The organism is Actinocorallia herbida (genome assembly GCF_003751225.1).
GTDB lineage: Bacteria > Actinomycetota > Actinomycetes > Streptosporangiales > Streptosporangiaceae > Actinocorallia > Actinocorallia herbida.
The window spans coordinates 7,801,203-7,817,918 of record NZ_RJKE01000001.1 but is presented as its reverse complement, the minus strand read 5'-3'; the positions used below and the strand labels follow the sequence as shown (position 1 = coordinate 7,817,918).

Annotated in this window: 12 protein-coding genes and 1 pseudogene; 8 read left to right on the top strand and 5 right to left on the bottom strand. The window is 71.8% G+C overall.

Annotated elements, in window-relative coordinates; genetic code table 11:
- The first annotated feature begins 97 nt into the window (after positions 1–97).
- The 7 genes from cobA (at position 98) to EDD29_RS35510 (ending at position 11,414) form a co-directional block, all read left to right on the top strand.
- Complete coding sequence (gene cobA / locus EDD29_RS35545; RefSeq protein WP_123668613.1) at positions 98–1,330, top strand: uroporphyrinogen-III C-methyltransferase; 1,233 nt, start codon at positions 98–100, stop codon at positions 1,328–1,330.
- Positions 1,327–3,084 carry an AAA family ATPase gene (locus EDD29_RS35540; protein WP_123668612.1) on the top strand — a complete coding sequence of 586 codons (1,758 nt, stop codon included), beginning with the start codon at positions 1,327–1,329 and terminating at the stop codon, positions 3,082–3,084. The genes cobA and EDD29_RS35540 overlap by 4 nt, the downstream gene beginning before the upstream one ends.
- Complete coding sequence (locus tag EDD29_RS35535; RefSeq protein ID WP_246053173.1) at positions 3,081–5,432, top strand: GTPase; 2,352 nt, start codon at positions 3,081–3,083, stop codon at positions 5,430–5,432. The genes EDD29_RS35540 and EDD29_RS35535 overlap by 4 nt, the downstream gene beginning before the upstream one ends.
- Before the next feature lie 132 nt (positions 5,433–5,564).
- Positions 5,565–6,014 (top strand): single-stranded DNA-binding protein, encoded by a 450-nt coding sequence (locus EDD29_RS35530; protein WP_123668611.1) that lies wholly within the window; start codon positions 5,565–5,567, stop codon positions 6,012–6,014.
- 1,756 nt (positions 6,015–7,770) lie between these two features.
- The gene (locus tag EDD29_RS35520; RefSeq protein ID WP_123668609.1) at positions 7,771–9,060 is read left to right on the top strand and encodes a GGDEF domain-containing protein; all 1,290 of its coding nucleotides are present in this window, start codon (positions 7,771–7,773) and stop codon (positions 9,058–9,060) included.
- Positions 9,061–9,214: 154 nt separating this feature from the next.
- Entirely contained in the window at positions 9,215–10,876 is a 1,662-nt protein-coding gene (gene ettA, locus EDD29_RS35515; RefSeq protein WP_123668608.1) for an energy-dependent translational throttle protein EttA, read from the top strand.
- A gap of 88 nt (positions 10,877–10,964) precedes the next feature.
- Positions 10,965–11,414 (top strand): acyl-CoA thioesterase, encoded by a 450-nt coding sequence (locus EDD29_RS35510; RefSeq protein WP_123668607.1) that lies wholly within the window; start codon positions 10,965–10,967, stop codon positions 11,412–11,414.
- Positions 11,415–11,420: 6 nt separating this feature from the next.
- Here EDD29_RS35510 and EDD29_RS35505 read toward each other — a convergent pair whose 3' ends face one another.
- Positions 11,421–12,527, bottom strand: a complete 1,107-nt coding sequence (locus EDD29_RS35505) for a hypothetical protein (RefSeq protein WP_123668606.1) — start codon at positions 12,525–12,527, stop codon at positions 11,421–11,423.
- Positions 12,528–12,723: 196 nt separating this feature from the next.
- On the opposite strand from EDD29_RS35505, the gene EDD29_RS35500 reads away from it, so the two are divergent.
- The gene (locus tag EDD29_RS35500; RefSeq protein WP_123668605.1) at positions 12,724–13,080 is read left to right on the top strand and encodes a hypothetical protein; all 357 of its coding nucleotides are present in this window, start codon (positions 12,724–12,726) and stop codon (positions 13,078–13,080) included.
- 61 nt (positions 13,081–13,141) lie between these two features.
- Here the strand turns inward: EDD29_RS35500 and EDD29_RS35495 are convergent, their stop codons facing one another.
- The 4 genes and pseudogenes from EDD29_RS35495 to EDD29_RS35480 all read right to left on the bottom strand — a co-directional run bounded on the left by EDD29_RS35495 (position 13,142) and on the right by EDD29_RS35480 (position 16,610).
- Positions 13,142–14,635, bottom strand: a complete 1,494-nt coding sequence (locus EDD29_RS35495) for a glycoside hydrolase family 13 protein (RefSeq protein WP_123668604.1) — start codon at positions 14,633–14,635, stop codon at positions 13,142–13,144.
- 30 nt (positions 14,636–14,665) lie between these two features.
- Positions 14,666–15,025: pseudogene (locus EDD29_RS35490) on the bottom strand (globin); the annotation flags it as partial.
- 22 nt (positions 15,026–15,047) lie between these two features.
- On the bottom strand, positions 15,048–15,983 hold the full coding sequence (locus EDD29_RS35485; RefSeq protein ID WP_123668603.1) for a mechanosensitive ion channel family protein: 936 nt from the start codon (positions 15,981–15,983) through the stop codon (positions 15,048–15,050).
- A gap of 345 nt (positions 15,984–16,328) precedes the next feature.
- On the bottom strand, positions 16,329–16,610 hold the full coding sequence (locus tag EDD29_RS35480) for a hypothetical protein (protein ID WP_123668602.1): 282 nt from the start codon (positions 16,608–16,610) through the stop codon (positions 16,329–16,331).
- Between the last annotated feature and the right edge of the window lie 106 nt (positions 16,611–16,716).

The window sequence follows — 16,716 nt, the reverse complement described above, 5'->3', positions numbered from 1 at the left end:
AGTCGGTCGTCTCCGGCCGAGTACCGTTGTCCCTGCGGACGGTCAGCCAGGCCGTCGCAGCCGCCGACCTAGCTTCTGTAGATGGGAATGCCCGCCGGTGCCGCCTTATCTTCTGGGCCTACGCCTCACCGGCCGCCGCGTCGTCGTCGTGGGCGGCGGCAGGGTGGCTCAGCGCCGCGTGCCCACCCTGCTGGCCGCCGGAGCCGACGTCCTCCTCGTCGCGCCGGAGATCACCCCCTCGCTCGAGGGCATGCTCGAAGAACTGACCTGGCACGCGCGGCCCTATCGGACCGGCGATCTCGACGGGGCCTGGCTCGTCCAGGCCTGCACCGACGACCATGCCGTCAACGGGCGCGTCGCCGCCGACGCCGAGTCCGCCCACATCTGGTGCGTGCGGGCCGACGACGCCGAGGCCTCCGCCGCCTGGACCCCCGCCACCGGCTACGTGGGCGAGACCACCGTCGGCGTCACCAGCGACGGCGACCCGACCCGCTCGGCGGGCATCCGCGACGCGATCGTCGACGGCCTGCGCGACGCCACCCTCAAGGCCAGGCACTCCCGGCACAAGCCCGTCGGCGTGGCCCTCGTCGGCGGCGGCCCCGGCGACCCCGGCCTGATCACCGTGCGCGGCAGGCAGCTCCTCGCCCAGGCCGACGTGGTCATCACCGACCGCCTCGGCCCCCGCACCCTCCTGGACGAACTGGCCCCCGGCGTCGAGGTCATCGACGCCGCCAAGATCCCTTACGGCCGGGCGATCCTCCAGGAGAAGATCAACGAGCTGCTCGTCGAGCACGCCAAGCAGGGCAGGTTCGTGGTCCGGCTCAAGGGCGGCGACAACTTCATCTTCGGGCGCGGGGGCGAAGAGGCCATCTACTGCGCCCAGCACGGCGTGCCCGTCACGGTCGTTCCGGGCATCAGCAGCTCCGTCGCCGCCCCCGCCGCGGTAGGCATCCCGGTCACTCACCGGGGCGTCTCCCAGGAGTTCCACGTCGTCTCCGCGCACGTGCCCCCCGGGCACCCGGACTCGACCGTCGACTGGGAGGTGCTCGCCCGGAACGGGGGAACTCTCGTGCTGATGATGGCGGTCGAGCGGATGCGCCTGATAGCGGACACTCTCATGCGCTATGGTCGACCGACTGACACACCCGTGGCCGTCGTCCAGGACGGTACGCTCCCCGGCCAGCGAGCGGTTTTCGCCTCGCTCGGCACCGTGGCGGACGAGATGACGGCGAGCGGGGTGCGGCCACCGGCGATCGTGGTCGTCGGCGATGTCGTACGCGTGGCAGCACAGATCGGCAACCTTACGGCGGATATAGGGCGGGATCCGTGACCTCCCCGGCGGACCAGAGCGCATGGCGCGATGAGTTGATCTCCGCGCCGGCCGAAGGGCCGGTCCCTTTGGGCCGGGTACTGGTCGATCTACGCGACCAGATAGACGCACTGCGGTTCACTCTCGACGTCCCCGGATCCTCCGACGCGGCACTCGCCGCCCGGGAGATCCGCGACCAGCTCGAGGACTACGTGCTCCCGCGGGTGCGGGCCGCCGCCACGCCGCTGCTCGCGGTGCTCGGCGGCTCCACCGGCGCGGGAAAATCGACCCTGGTGAACTCCCTGGTGGGCTCGCGCGTGTCCGGCACCGGCGTGCTGCGGCCCACCACCTCGAGCCCGATCCTGGTCTGCCACCCCGACAACTTCGACTGGTTCATGGGCACCGAGGAGCGTCCCCCGGGCGTCCTGCCGACCATGGGCCGGGTCGAGGGGCCCGCCCCCGACGCCGTCGTCGGCGACCAGCTCGTGGTGATCCGCACCGAGGCGGTCCCGCGCGGCCTCGCGGTGCTGGACAGTCCCGACTTCGACTCGCTGTTCGAGGACCACTTCGAGTTCGCGACCAAGCTCATGGCCTCGGCGGACCTGTGGATCTGCGTCACCACCGCCGCCCGCTACGCCGACGCCCAGGTCTGGAAGATGCTGCAGCGCGCGCGCGAGCAGGGTGCCACCCTCGGCGTCGTGCTGTCCCGGGTGCACGGCGGAGGCGGCGAGGAGATCGCCGAGCACTTCGCCGAGATGCTCGACGAGCGCGGCTTCGGCGCGGCCCCCCGCTTCACCATCCCCGAGACGACGATCACCGAGTCGCGCCTCCCCGAGGAGGACATCGCGACGATCCGGGCCTGGCTGATGGAGCTCGTCGACGACGTCGAGGCCCGCGACGAGGTCATCGCCGAGACCCTCGGCGGCGTCCTGGACAGCTTCCGCACCCGCATCCCGCAGCTCGCCAAGCAGATCGAGGAGCAGGTCGACCGGCGCGACATGCTCGCCCGCGAGGTCGAGTCCGCCTACTCCACCGCCCTCGCCGAACTCGACGAGGCCACCCGCAACGGGGCGCTGCTCCAGGGCGAGGTGCTCGCGCGCTGGCAGGACTTCGCCGGGACCGGCGACCTCCTGCGCACCCTGCACCTGCGCGGCCGGGCCAAGGAGGCCAAGGGCTCGTCCCGGAGGCGCTTCTCCGCGCCCCGCGTACGGGCGCTCAAGAGCGCGCTGCGCTCGGGCCTGGAGTCCCTGATCCTCGCCGGCGCCGAACAGGGCGCCGAGCAGGCCGTCGTGCGCTGGCAGGCCGACCCGGCGGGCGTGCACGTCCTCGGCGAGCTGGCCGGGCAGCTCGGCCATGTCTCGCCGGAACTCTCGCGGCGGATCACCCGCGCGGTCAGCGCCTGGCAGGACCACGTCCTGCAACTGGTCCGCACCGAGGGCGTGATCAAGCGGTCCATCGCCAAGCTCGTCTCCTTCGACGAGGAGGCCCTGTCCGTCGTGCTGATGGTCGGGATCTTCGGCTACGGCACCAGCGACGTCGTCGTCGAGGGCGGCACGAGCGCGGTGCCGCAGCGGCTGCTCAAGTCCCTGTTCGGGCCGGAGTCGCTGCGCGGCATGAGCGCCAAGGCCAAGGCCGACCTCCGCAGCCGCATCACCATGCTGTTCGACGAGGAGAGCCTGCGCTTCACCCAGGCGCTCGACCAGGCGGACATCCCCGATGAGAGCCTGGCCGTCGCCCTCTACCAGGCCACCTACAACCTGGAGGTCGCCCGGTGACCGACCCGGACGAGGTCCGCGACGCCGCTTCCCCGACGCCCCCGCCCAAGGAAGACCCCCTGACGAGTACGGACTTCGGCCCCCGCGGTCTCAAGCTCGCCCAAGGGGAGGCCGCGCGGGAGGAGGGGCCGAAGGTGCCGTCACCCGCGCCCGCCCCGGACGACGACCCGCTCACCTCCGCCGACTTCGGTCCGGGAGGGCTCCGTTCGGCGTGGCCGGCCCCGCCCGGCGCGCAGCCCGGCGAGGACGCCGCGGCCGAGCCCGGGAACGCTGACGACGAGCGGGAGACGGCGTCTGCGGAGCCCTCGAAGGCCGAGGACTTCGCTGCGCGGGCGCTGCGCGCGCCCGTCACCGACGACGATCCGCTGACCTCCGCCGACTTCGGTCCGCGCGGCTCCGCCCGCCGTGCCCGTCAGGCCGACGACGACCCGCTGACCAGCGCCGAGTACCGGGTGCCCCGGGCGTCGGAGCTGGCCGCCCTGCTGGAGGTCAAGGCCGAGGACACCGTCGGACCCCGCTTCGAGGCCCCCGAGCCCCCCGGGTCCGCGAGTTCCTCCGCTTCGACGACGCGCGACGACGAGCCCGTCGTCTCCCCGGCGTCGACCCGGGATGACGAGCCGGTCGTCTCCGCTCCGGAGGACGAGGCCGCAGACGAGGAAGAGGAGTCCGCGAAGGCGGACGCCGAAGAGGCCGTCGAGGACAAGGCCGAAGCCAAGCCCGCGATCGCCGGGGAGCTGGGCGACCGCGTCGCCGCGCTGGAGCGGCTGATCGAGCTGGGCGAGGGCCGCCTCGACGGCGCGCTGCTCGCCGAGGCGCTGGAGCTGATGGAACGCGCGGGCGAGCGGATGCGCCTGTCCGGTGACCACACCGTCGTCACCCTCGCGGGCGGCACCGGCAGTGGCAAGTCATCCTTGTTCAACGCGGTATGCGGCCTTGAGCTGTCGCCGACCGGAATGCGGCGTCCGATGACGTCGCTCGCGCACGCCTGCGTGTGGGGCATGGAAGGCGCGGCCCCGCTGCTGGACTGGCTGAACATCGACAAGAGGTTCCGCTACGCCCGCGCCAGCGCGCTGGACAGGTCCGGATCGCGGGCCGAGGGGTCGCTGCGCGGACTGGTCCTGATCGACCTGCCCGACCACGACTCGATCCAGGCCGCGCACCGCGCCGAGGTCGACCGCTTCACGGGCGTCGCCGACCTGCTGATCTGGGTCGTGGACCCGCAGAAGTACGCCGACGCGTCCCTGCACCACGACTACATCATCCCGTTCGCCCGGCACGCCGCCGTCACCCTGATCGTGCTCAACCAGGTCGACAGGCTCGGCCCGGCCGAGGTCAAGGACTGCGTCACCGACCTGCGGCGCCTCCTGGAGGCCGAGGGGCTGAGCGACCCGCGGATCATCACCACCTCGGCCGTCGCGCGCGGTGGGGTGGACGAGCTGCGCGAGATCCTCGCCGAGACCGTCGCCGGGCAGAGCGCCCGCGCGGAGCGGCTGGGCGCCGACATCGACCGGCTGATCGAGCGGTTCGAGCGGTTCGCCGGACCCGCCGACGCGGGCGAGGTGCCCGCCGAGGTGGACGCCCCGCACGCCGAGGCGCTCATCGACGCCCTGACGGTCGCGGCCGGTGTGCCCGCCGTCGCCGAGGCCATGCAGAGCGCCTTCGAGCTGCGCGCCGCCGACTACGTCGGCTGGCCGTTCGCGCGCTGGGTGAGGCGGTTCCGTCGCGACCCGCTGCGCATGATGCGGCTGTCGGAGCTGCGCGAGGAACTGCGCGACTCCTTCACCGGGCCGCTCGGCGCCCAGCAGGGCGGCGTGGACAGCGCCCTGCACGGCGTCACCGACGGCGTCACCGAGGACCTGCCCGGCCCTTGGCGCCTGTCGGTGCGGGCCGCCGCGCGCACCCACGCCGGACGCCTCCCCGACGAGCTGGGCTCGGCGCTGCGCGCCACGGTCCCCGGCTTCAACCAGGTGCCGCGCTGGTGGTCCCTGGTCAAGATCTGGCAGCGCGTGCTGGTCGGCGGGACCGCGCTCGGCCTGGTGTGGAGCCTCCTGCTCCTCCTGTACGGCGGGTTCGACATCGCCGAGGCGCCCAGCGCGCTGATCGGCGACCTGTCGATCCTGCCGTGGGTGCTGGTGCTCACCGGGTGCATGCTCGGGATGGGCGCGCTCACCGCGGCGGCCTGCCGGAACGTCGTGGCCCTGTCGGCCGCGCGGCACGGCGAGCGGATCGAGGCGGGCATGCGCGAGACCCTCGCGTCGATCGCCGACGAACTCGTGCTGCGCCCGGTGGCCGCGGAGCTGAAGACCTACGCCGACTACCGGGTGACGGTCGACGGCGTCCTGCGCTGACGCACCGCGCCCGGCCCCGGTCCGGGGAAGTTATCCACAGAATCTGATTCTGTCGTCCCGGAGCGGGGTCGGCGGGTGCAGGCTTGAGTGCAGGCGGGCCCGAGGAGGGCTCCGAACCGTACGGAGGCCGTGATGGACGAGGCGCTGACGACCGTGGTCGGCTGGGTGGCCAAACGCCCCATGCTCACCGTTACCCGCAACGGGATCCCCTTCCTGGCTTTACGGGTCGGCGTCACACCGGCCCGGTTCGACCGCACGACGGGCCGGTGGGAGTCCGGTCAGCCCACCTTCCTGGGCGTCACCTGCTGGCGCGCCCTCGCCGAGAACGTGCACGCCTCGGACCTGGTCCCCGGCACCCCGGTGATCGTCCAGGGCCGCCTGCGCGTCCGCGACTACGAACGCGACGGCGAACACCGCGTGTCCGTGGACATCGAGGCCCTGGCCATAGGCCCCGACCTCAACCGGGGCACGGCCCGCTTCCACCGAGCCACCCGCACGTCGGCCCCTTCACCCACCACCCCCCTTGAACCCACCCCCGCACCCCTACCGCCCGGCCACGGGCAGTTCCCCAACGCGGCCTGACCCCGCCCGGCCCCGCCCTGGCCCCTCAAGCACAGAGCCCAGACCCGACCGAGAGCGAGGTGAAACCGCCCCGAAGCGGCATCCCGTGCCCGGCGATTCCGCCGCGCGCCCCGAGCACGGAGCCGAGCAGGCGCACCCGTGCCCATTCCCCGACGCGTCCACCGCGCCTGCACGGTGCGGCACGCCGGCCGTGCCCCGGCCCGAGCGAAGGACCGGCCTCACGCGCATGGACCGCTCTCCCGACGGATCCGCCGTGCCCGTCCCCGGCAAGGCCCGGCCCGGCAAGGCCCGGCCCGGCAAGGCCCGGCCCGGCAAGGCCCGGCCCGGCAAGGCCCGGCCCGGCAAGGCCCGGCCCGGCAAGGCCCGCCCGCCCAGGCGGAGCTGCGGACATCTGTCCGCAAGGCCCCTGCCCGAAGGACCCCCTGTGCCCGGCGGCCCCGGCCCGGAGTCGAGGCACAGGGCGGGGCCGGGTCACGGCCGACCCGGACAGAGCCGTGGGCTCGCCCGCGTCGGCCCCGTTCCCGATAGGTCCGTCGTGTGCGCGGGGGGCGGGTCCGGGGCTGAGGTGCACACGGTCTGGGAGGGGTGTTTTCGTGTGCGGTGGTCCCCTGATAGGTCCGTCGTGTGCGCAGCGGCTCCGGGGCTGGGGTGCACAGAGGTCTGGGAGGGGTGCGTTCGTGTGCGGTGGTCCCGTTGCTGACGGATTCAGTCGGCCTCGGGTCGGGGGCCGAGGCGCAGGGTGGGGAAGGGGCGGGGTCGACCCGGTGGAGGGGTGGGCTTGTTCGGTGTGGGCGTTGTTCCTGATGGGCTTGTTGTGCGTGGGGCGGGCTTGGTGTGGGAGGGGTGGGCTTGTTCGGTGTGGGCGTTGTTCCTGATGGGCTTGTCGTGCGCGGGGCGGGCCTGGTGCGCGAGGGACGGGTTCGTGTGCCGTGCGGTCCATGTTCGACGGGTCCGCCCTGCTCGGCGGGCTCGGGGCGGAGCCCGCGCGGGCGGTCGGAAGGGAGGTGCGGGGTCGAGGAGGCCCGCTCGAAGCGGCCCGTCCGTCCGCCCGGAGCGAGCACATCTCGGACCGCTTTGCTCGCCCGCGAACGGACCGCTGATGATCCACACCTCGTCGTCCTCGTTCCCGCTCTGCTCGTCCGCGCGACCGGATCCGGTCAAGGAGGGCCTCGCACGAAGCGGCCCGCGCCTCCATTCGGGTCGGCCCCTACGGTTCTGATCACAGGGCGGGTCCGGTGGCGGAACCCCCGCGCGGCGACCACTCGGAGGTCGGCCCTGCCCCGCACCTCGGCTCGACCCGTCTGGCCGAACTCCGCCGCTGAGGGCAGAAGCGCACGTAGGGCACATAGGGTGCGCGCGCCGAGTCCGCCGAGGACGGCGGATCGGTGTCGCACGCAAGCCGGGCCGGGCGCGCCCCCGTGCCCGGCGCGGGGCCGCCACGCGTGCCGGCCCGTCGGAGGTGCGCGTGGAGATGATGCCGCCCGGGCACGCGAACCGCGGCGGCCCGGTCGGGCGTACCTCCGGGCCTATGGGCACGATTGACTTCCTGTTGGTCTTGGGGGGTTCTTGGGGCGGGGTGGTGGCTGGATGTGGTCAGAGAGGGTGGAACGGTCTAAAGGGGGTGGGGTGGGCGGGGTGGGGGAGAGGGGGAGGGCGGGGCGGGATGTGTCGAAGAACGTCGGGCTTTTCGCCCCGCACAGCACGCCTTGCAACTATCGTGTTACCTAACGTGATAGGTGGCGGGGGTGGGGGAAGCATGACGGCAGTGCACCAGTCAGCCGCCGATGAGCAGCGCCGGGAGGGCGGGGAGCCCGGGCGGGGCCACGGGAGATCGGCGCTGCTGGCGCAGCCGCCGCGGGTGGTCGCCTATGTGCTGCTGGTCGTGGTCGCCTACCTCACGGTGCTCGTCTGGCAGTTCGCGGTCACCGTGTTCCGGCCGTGGGACGCGCTGACGTGCGTCGCGCTGGCGCTGTGCTGCGCGGTCTGCATCGAGGCGTCCCGGCGGCTCGGAATGCCCGCGGGCGTGGCCCGCGACCTGCTGTCGGCGTGGTGGCTGCCCGCCGCGCTGCTGCTGCCGCCGATCTACGCGCTGCTCATGCCGGTGCCGATGCAGGCGCTGCTCCAGTACCGGGTGCGCCGGGCGCTGCCGCACCGCAGGGTGCTGGTCACCGCGGCGCTGGGGCTGTCGGGCGCCGCGGCTTCGGGGGTCTTCCACCGGTATGTGCCCGAGCCGTTGGAGGCGGGGCCCGGCTGGATCGTCGACCAGCAGGGCGCGATCCTCGTGGCGGTCGGCTGCGCGGTGCTGTTCGCGGTGCTGAACCTGCTGATCGTGGCGGTCGCGGCGCGGGCGAGCACCCCGCAGGGCCGCTGGCGCGACGTGCTGTGGAACCGCGAGAACGTCGAGCTGGACATGGTGGAGCTGTGCCTGGGGGTGCTGATCACGATCACCTGTGTGATCTCGCCCGCGCTGCTGCTGCTCGCGCTGCCACCGGTGGTGCTGCTCCAGCGCAGCCTCATGCACCAGCAGCTCCAGGCCGCGGCCCGCACCGACGCCAAGACGGGCCTGCTGAACGCGAACGCCTGGCAGCGGGAGGCGGAGACCGAGCTGTCCCGGGCCGAGCGCTCGACCGAGCCGCTGGCCGTGCTGCTGATCGACATCGACTACTTCAAGCGGGTCAACGACACCTACGGCCACCTCACCGGCGACCAGGTCCTCGTGGCGGTCGCCACGACCCTGTGCCACCAGCTGCGCGACTACGACGTGATCGGCAGGTTCGGCGGTGAGGAGTTCGCCGTCCTGCTGCCCGGGGCCGACACGGTCGAGGCGTGCCGCGTCGCCGAGCGGCTGCGCGCCCGTGTCCGCCGCCTCGCCGTGCCCGCCGAGGACACCACGGTCTCGGTGACGATCTCCGTCGGCGTGTCCCTGTACCGCACCCACGGCCAGGACCTCATCGAGCTCCTCGCCTCCGCCGACCTGGCCCTCTACCGGGCCAAGGAGTCGGGCCGCGACCGCGTCTGCCTCCCCGCCATCCGCAAATCCACCTGAACCCCGGCCGCCTGGCCGTGCCGCGGGCCCGAGGGGCCCCGCCCCGGGCCGCCGCGTGCCCGCGCCGAGGTCACGGAGTCCTGACCGGCTGGTGAGATGCCGCGCACGACGCGGAGCGGCGTGGGGAAGGGGCGGGAGCCCATAAGGTAGGGGCATGGCCGAGTACATCTACACGATGCAGCGTGTGCGCAAGGCGCACGGCGACAAGGTGATCCTGGACGACGTCACCTTGCACTTCCTGCCCGGGGCCAAGATCGGCGTGGTGGGTCCGAACGGCACCGGCAAGTCGACGCTCATGAAGATGATGGCCGGGATCGAGCAGCCGTCGAACGGCGAGGCGCGCCTCATGCCGGGCTACAGCGTCGGCATGCTCCAGCAGGAACCCCCGCTGAACGAGTCCAAGACGGTCCTGGAGAACGTCCAGGAGGGCGTCGCGGAGACCATGGGCATGCTCGCGCGGTTCAACGAGATCGCCGAGCAGATGGCGACCGACTACAGCGATGAGCTGCTCGCGGAGATGGGCAGGCTTCAGGAGAAGCTCGACCACCGCAACGCCTGGGACCTCGACTCTCAGCTGGAGCAGGCGATGGACGCGCTGCGGTGCCCGCCCGGCGATTCGCCCGTCACCGCGCTGTCCGGTGGTGAGCGCCGCCGCGTGGCGCTGTGCAAGCTGCTGCTGGAAGCCCCCGACCTGCTGCTCCTGGACGAGCCCACCAACCACCTGGACGCCGAGTCGGTCAACTGGCTCGAGTCCTACCTGGAGAAGTACCCGGGCACCGTGCTCGCGGTCACTCACGACCGGTACTTCCTGGACAACGTGGCGACCTGGATCCTGGAACTGGACCGGGGCCGCTGCTTCCCCTACGAGGGCAACTACTCCACCTACCTGTCCAAGAAGGCCGAGCGCCTCAAGGTCGAGGGCAACAAGGACGCCAAGCGCAAGAAGCGCCTGGAGGACGAGCTCGAGTGGGTCCGCTCCAACGCCAAGGCCCGCCAGACCAAGAGCAAGGCCCGCCTGGCGCGCTACGAGGAGATGGCTTCCGAGGCCGCCAAGACCCGGAAGCTCGACTTCGAGGAGATCCAGATCCCGCCGGGCCCGCGGCTGGGCAGCACGGTGATCGTGGCCGAGCACCTGGAGAAGGCGTTCGGCGACAAGGTCCTCATGGACGACCTGACCTTCAACCTGCCGCCGAACGGCATCGTCGGCATCATCGGCCCGAACGGCGTCGGCAAGACCACCCTGTTCCGGATGATCACCGGTGAGCAGCAGCCCGACGGCGGCGTGCTCAAGATCGGTGAGACGGTCCAGATCTCCTATGTCGACCAGGGCCGCGGCGGCATCGACCCTGAGGCGAACGTCTGGCAGGTCGTCTCCGACGGCCTCGACCACATCAAGGTCGGCCAGGTCGAGATGCCGTCCCGCGCGTACGTCGCGGCGTTCGGCTTCAAGGGCCCGGACCAGCAGAAGAAGGCCGGCGTGCTGTCCGGCGGCGAGCGCAACCGCCTGAACCTCGCGCTCACCCTCAAGCAGGGCGGCAACGTGCTGCTGCTGGACGAGCCCACGAACGACCTGGACGTGGAGACCCTGTCGTCGCTGGAGAACGCGCTGCTGGAGTTCCCCGGCTGCGCCGTGATCACCTCGCACGACCGGTGGTTCCTCGACCGCATCGCCACCCACATCCTGGCGTGGGAGGGCGAGTCCCAGTGGTTCTGGTTCGAGGGAAACTTCGCCGACTACGAGAAGAACAAGATCCAGCGGATGGGCGCCGACGCGGCACGTCCGCACCGGGTCACCTACCGTAAGCTGACCCGCTAGCGATCGAGAGGGGGCCGTCCCGGAAAGTCGGGACGGCCCTTTCTTGTACGATCAGGCAGTTCCCGGCCCGAGACCCCCGAGGTAGGACATGGAAGACACCGCTACGCTTCCGGCACGCGACACCTCGTACCGCCACATTTACGAGTTCCGCATTCGTTTTGGGGATATCGACTCCCAGATGCATGTGAACAACGTGAAGTTCCTCGGCTATCTCGAGGACGCCCGGCTGGAGATGTTCCACACCGACCCGGTGCGGTCGGGGCTCGAGCCGGTCCGCGGCATGGTCGTGTCCCGCCACGAGATCGACTACAAGGTCCCGCTGACCGGGGTGATCCACCCGGTCCGCGTCGAGACCTGGGTGACGGAGCTGCGCGCCGCGTCCTTCAAGCTCGCCTACGAGGTCCGCGACGACGCCAACGTCTACGCGACGGCGACCTCGACCCTGGTGGCCTTCGACGTCGAGAACGCCCGCCTGCGCCGGTACACGGCCGCGGAGCGTGAGTACATCGGCCGTTTCGTCAAGCCCGCCGACGTCTGAGGCTCCTCAGAACCCGATCTCGAACGTGACGGACAGGCCCCAGCGGCTCCGTCCGCCTGATTCCTGGTCGGTGCCGTCCCAGTGCGGGTCGACGCGGCCGGTGCCGGGGACGCCCAGCCCCTTGAACAGCGCGAGCGTCAGCGCGTGCTCCTCGCCGGGTCCGCCGCGCCGGTGCAGGGCGATGTCCAGCACCTGCGGGTCGGGGCGCAGCCCGGCGGCCGCCGCCCACCGGACGACCTCGGGGTGGTTCTCGTCGTTGGCGGCGCCCCACAGGTGCCCGGCCTCGTGGGCCGCGTCGAGGCCGAGGTGGAACTCGAAGTGGTGGCCGGGCCGGTAGGTGGCGAAGAACGCGCCGAAGCCGTGGTCGGCGAGCAGCCCCAGCATCGTCGGCCCGCGGGTCTCGTTCGCGAACGCGGCGAGGGCGTGGTCGATGGCGTCGCCGCGGGGCCAGTCGACGGGGCAGGCGGCGCGCCAGCCGTCCTTGAAGCCCATCTCGTCGCCGCCGAGGCCGCCGGGCCAGGGCCGGGCGCAGGCCAGGTCGCGCAGCGGCACGGGTGACCGGGCCAGCAGGACGGGGCTGAGGACGATCTCCGCCTTGATCCTGGAGTCCTCGAGGATGTCCTTGCCCGCGTACCCGGGCAGTCCGAGCCCGGCCAGGAGCGCGGCGCCCAGTTTGTGGACGTCGGTCTCGAAGGTGTACCCGACCGAGGCGAGCATCGCGGAGGACGCGGGCAGCCCGGCCGCCTCCGACCAGCGGACCGCCTCCCGGAAGCCGAGATCCACATCGTCCTCGGAGATCGTCAGGCCGAGCCGGCCCGCCTGCTCGGATCCGCAGTAGATGGGGAAGGTCACCCCGCGCGCGGGGTTGTGCGCGAACGCGACGATGACCTCCGCCTCGGCGTTGATCGCGAGGATGAGCGCGGGCCACCGGGTCTCCTCGCTCACGCGCTGGACGGCGTCGGCGGGGGCGTCGGGCGCGCCGCCGAACTCGGCCGAGCGCCAGCCGTCGCCGAGTTCGTCGTCCTCGGCGGTCCAGCCGGCCCAGGAGGCGCGCAGGGATCCCAGATGGGCGGAGGGAAGATGGCTGCGGTAATAGACGACATAGGTAGACACGCTCCGCCACCCTAGAGGGGGTGCGTCTCGGAAATCGTGTCAAATCACGCAAATCTCAAAGGTAGCCCGCTTCGTCGCGCGCCTTTCCCTTTTCCGGGACGGGGTAAAACGCCGGTATCGGCCGGACCATGACGCCCTTGACGTGACCCGGCCGGGCGTAGCCTGTGGACCTCGCGATCTTCACACGGGAGGTTCCTTGCGACGGATCACACTGGCGTTCGTGGTGGGGTGCGGACTCGTCCTGGGCGTCCAGGGGCAGGCCGCCGCGGCGGGGTGCGTCACCCCGAACCCGCGGCCCTGCACCGGAGTGAAGGGCTGCTCCTTCGGCGGCGACCCCGAGGCCCTGTACGTCACGGTCAAGGCGGCGAGCAAGAAGGCCGCGCTGGCGCGGGCGGACAAGGCCGTGGCGAACCTTCGGAAGGCGAAGGTGAAGCCGCGTGTGATCGACGTGATCGCCCGCGCGGGCAAGAAACAGGTCAGGTCCAAGACCTACCGGCTGCCGGGCAGGCACTGGCAGTTCTCCTATGGGAAGAACTGCTGGATCGTGCGCTGATCTCCGGGGAGGTGCCGGGCGGCCGGGCCCCGTCGCGCGGTCGCGGGGCCCGGTCGGCGGGTCAGTCCTGGAGCCAGACCGCTCCTCCGCCCTGGATCTTGCCGTCGGCGACGTCACCGGCGGCGAGCAGCACCCGGCCGCGGAACGGCACGGGCTGGTCGCCGAAGTTGACGACGCACGTCAGTGGCCCCCTGCGGAAGGCCAGGACGTCGGGTGAGGCGCTCTCCTCCCACGTGACGTCGTGCGGCAGGGTGCCCCTCAGCTCCCTCCTGAGGGCCAGCGCCCGCCGGTAGAAGGCGAGCATGGACTCGGGGTCCCCGTCCTGCTCCTGGACGGTCAGGGACCCCCAGGAGTCCGGCTGGGGCAGCCAGGCCGGCCCGGAGCCGAACCCGTACGGCGCGGCCGCGCCCGACCAGGGCAGCGGCACCCGGCAGCCGTCGCGGCCCTTGCCCTTGCCCTGGAAGAAGATCGGGTCCTGCCTGGCCTCGTCCGGCAGGTCGAACACCTCGGGCAGGCCCAGCTCCTCGCCCTGGTACAGGTAGGCCGAGCCGGGCAGCGCCAGGATGAACATCAGGGCCGCGCGGGAGCGCTCCTCCGGCCCGTAGCGGCTCCGGTGCCGGATGACGTCGTGGTTGGACAGGACCCACGTGGGGGCCTCGCCGCTGGGGGAGGCCAGGCAGGTCTCGACGGTCTCCCGGAAGGCCTGCGCCGACCAGGGCGCCAGCAGCAGGTGGAACTGGAACGCCTGGTGCAGCTCGTCCGGCCGGACGTAGAGGGCGAGGTCGTCGGCCGACTCCGTCCACACCTCGCCGACGGCCATCCGCTCGCCGGGGTAGGCGTCGAGGATCGCGCGCCAGTCCCGGTAGATCTGGTGCACCTCCGGCCGCCCGTACATGGGGCTGCCGACGGCGTGGGTGCCGCCCCGGCCGATGTCGGCGAGGCCGGGGTGCTTGAACAGCCCGGCCGCCACGTCGATGCGGAACCCGTCGACGCCGCGGTCCAGCCAGAACCGGAGGATCCCCTCGAACTCTTTGCGGACCTCGGGGTGCCTCCAGTTCAGGTCGGGCTGGGCGGGGGTGTAGAGGTGCAGGTACCAGGAGCCGTCCTCGACCCGGGTCCAGGCGGGCCCGCCGAAGTTGGACTGCCAGTCGTTGGGGGGCTCGGCGCCCTCCCGGAACAGGTAGCGGTCGCGGCCCGCGCCCGCCAGGGCCTCGAGGAACCAGGGGTGCGCCGAGGAGGTGTGGTTCGGCACGATGTCGACGATCAGCCGCAGGCCGAGCCGGTGGGCGTCGGTGACGAGGGCGTCGAAGTCGGCGAGGGTGCCGAAGCGCGGGTCGACGTCGCGGTAGTCGGCGACGTCGTAGCCGCCGTCGGCGAGCGGGGAGGTGTAGAAGGGCGTCAGCCACAGCGCGTCGACGCCCAGCTCGGACAGGTAGGGGAGGCGGGAGCGCAGTCCTTGGAGGTCGCCCTCGCCGTCGCCGTTGGAGTCGGCGAAGCTGCGGGGGTAGACCTGGTAGACCACGGCGTCGTGCCACCAGGGGGTAGTCGTCGTCATGGGGATCGACCTACCCGCTCACCCCTCGGAGTTCACCAGGCTGTGCGCGGCGCGGGACAGGTACTCCCACAGCATCTCCGCCGCCTGCGGGTGCAGGTCGAGGGAATCGACCGCGGTGCGCATGTGCGCCAGCCAGGCGTCGCGCTCGCGCTCGCCGATGGTGAAGGGGAAGTGCCGCATCCGCAGCCGGGGGTGGCCGCGCTGCTCACTGTAGGTGGACGGCCCGCCCCAGTACTGGGTGAGGAACAGCCGCAGCCGCTCCTCGGCGGGGCCGAGATCCTCCTCGGGGTACATCGGGCGCAGCACGGGATCGTCCGCCACGCCCTCATAGAACTTGCGGACGAGGCGGCGGAAGGTCTCCTCGCCGCCTACGGCCTCGTAGAACGTCACCTGCTGGCTCATCGCTTCCAGCCTATGGCACCAGTGAGCCCAGTGCGATGCCCGCTTCGTCGAACGCCTTCTTGACGCGCACGCGCAGTTCCCTGGCGATCTCGGCCTGTCGGTTGGGGACCGTCTTGATCGTCACGCGGACGACCATCGCGTCGTTGGTGAGCGCCTGGACGCCCCAGACGGACGGTTCCTCCAGGATGAACGGCTTCCAGTCGTCGTCGGAGGCGAGTTCCTCGGCGGCCTTCTGGATCAGGTCGCGGACCTCGTCGATGTCCTGGTCGGGCGCGACGGGCAGGTCGAGCAGGGCCCGGCCCCAGTTCTGGGACTCGTTGCCGAGCCGGGTGATCTCGCCGTTGCGGACGTACCAGACGACGCCGTTGACGTCCCGGAGCCGGGTGATCCGCAGGGAGACCGACTCGACGGTGCCCTTGGCCGTTCCGGTGTCGACGACGTCGCCGACGCCGTACTGGTCCTCCAGGAGCATGAACAGGCCGGCGAGCAGGTCCTTGATGGTGTTCTGCGCGCCGAAGCCGACCGCGGCGCCGACGACGGTGGCGCTGGCGAGGATGGGGGTGAGGTTCAGCCCCATCTCGCCGAGGACGGTGAACAGGGCGGTGCCGAAGATCACGACGGACGCGATGCTGCGCAGCACGGACCCGAGGGTCTCCATGCGCTGCCTGCGCCGTTCGTGCACCAGCAGCTGGGTGCCTTCGAGGCGTTCGCGGAAGCGGCCGGGCACGGCGCCGTTGGCCATCCGCGCGGTGATCCGGGTGATCAGGCGGTGCACGAAGGTCCGGATGATCAGGGCGACGCCGAAGGCGAGGACGGCCCAGATGAGCGCGGTGACGATCCCGTCGAGCCAGGTGTGGAAGAACCGGGTGACGTCGTCGCTGTGCGAGACGTTCCAGACGGTCCGGCAGGCGACGCTGGGCTTGGCGTCGCAGACGTCGTCGGGCATCGGCTGGTCTTTGAAGAACAGAGGAGGACCCTCCCCCCGGGATCGGCCGGCGGCACCGCCGTGGACGTGCGGCTTCGGACTTTACCGATCGTAGGGGACGGAACTGATCGGACCGTACCGAGCCGCTGGGTGAGGCCGGCCGGCCCCGCGGGGGAGGGCCATTTCGGTGGTTTGTCGGCGCTCCCCCCTCCGGAAGGCCGTGACCACCTGGGACGATTCACGACAATCGGGGCGAAACAACTGCCGTGAATCGGTGGGGCTTTTGTCATGTCGCGGACGGATTCCGCGGGGCGTTCCGGCCACCGCGCCTGGTTCCCGGTAGTCCCGCGGAACCCGTCCGGGCTTTTATGGGGTGTGCGGTTCGAGCACGCGCGCGAGCTTGCGGGCCGCCGCGCGCGGGTCGTCGACCCGGTGCAGCCTCTCGCCCCAGCTCCACCAGAACCAGGGCTCGCGGGATTCCGGCGCCGGCGCGCACGTGACGTTCTCGGTGAGGCTCGCGGCGTCGGGGTTGACGACCCTGAGGAAGGCAGGTCCGGAACGGGTCCTGACGACCCGGGCCAGCAGCCCCCGTTCCGCAAGTTCCCGGACGAGCCCTTCCAGGTGGTCGACCCGCTCGTCTCCCGTCACCCGCGCACACCCCCTTGGCTTGAGTCCGTTCCTTGACCTTGCAGCGAGAATTGCAACATGGCGGGGTCGGGTCAAGGTGGTCTACTCACGGGTTCGACTGGGTTTG

Excerpts from the sequence above, each read along its gene's own strand:
- EDD29_RS35520 (WP_123668609.1), top strand. The coding sequence starts at position 7,771 with ATGACGGCAGTGCACCAGTCAGCCGCCGATGAGCAGCGCCGGGAGGGC.
- EDD29_RS35485 (WP_123668603.1), bottom strand. The coding sequence starts at position 15,983 with ATGCCCGACGACGTCTGCGACGCCAAGCCCAGCGTCGCCTGCCGGACC.
- ettA (WP_123668608.1), top strand. The coding sequence starts at position 9,215 with ATGGCCGAGTACATCTACACGATGCAGCGTGTGCGCAAGGCGCACGGC.
- EDD29_RS35510 (WP_123668607.1), top strand. The coding sequence starts at position 10,965 with ATGGAAGACACCGCTACGCTTCCGGCACGCGACACCTCGTACCGCCAC.
- EDD29_RS35495 (WP_123668604.1), bottom strand. The coding sequence starts at position 14,635 with ATGACGACGACTACCCCCTGGTGGCACGACGCCGTGGTCTACCAGGTC.
- EDD29_RS35530 (WP_123668611.1), top strand. The coding sequence starts at position 5,565 with ATGGACGAGGCGCTGACGACCGTGGTCGGCTGGGTGGCCAAACGCCCC.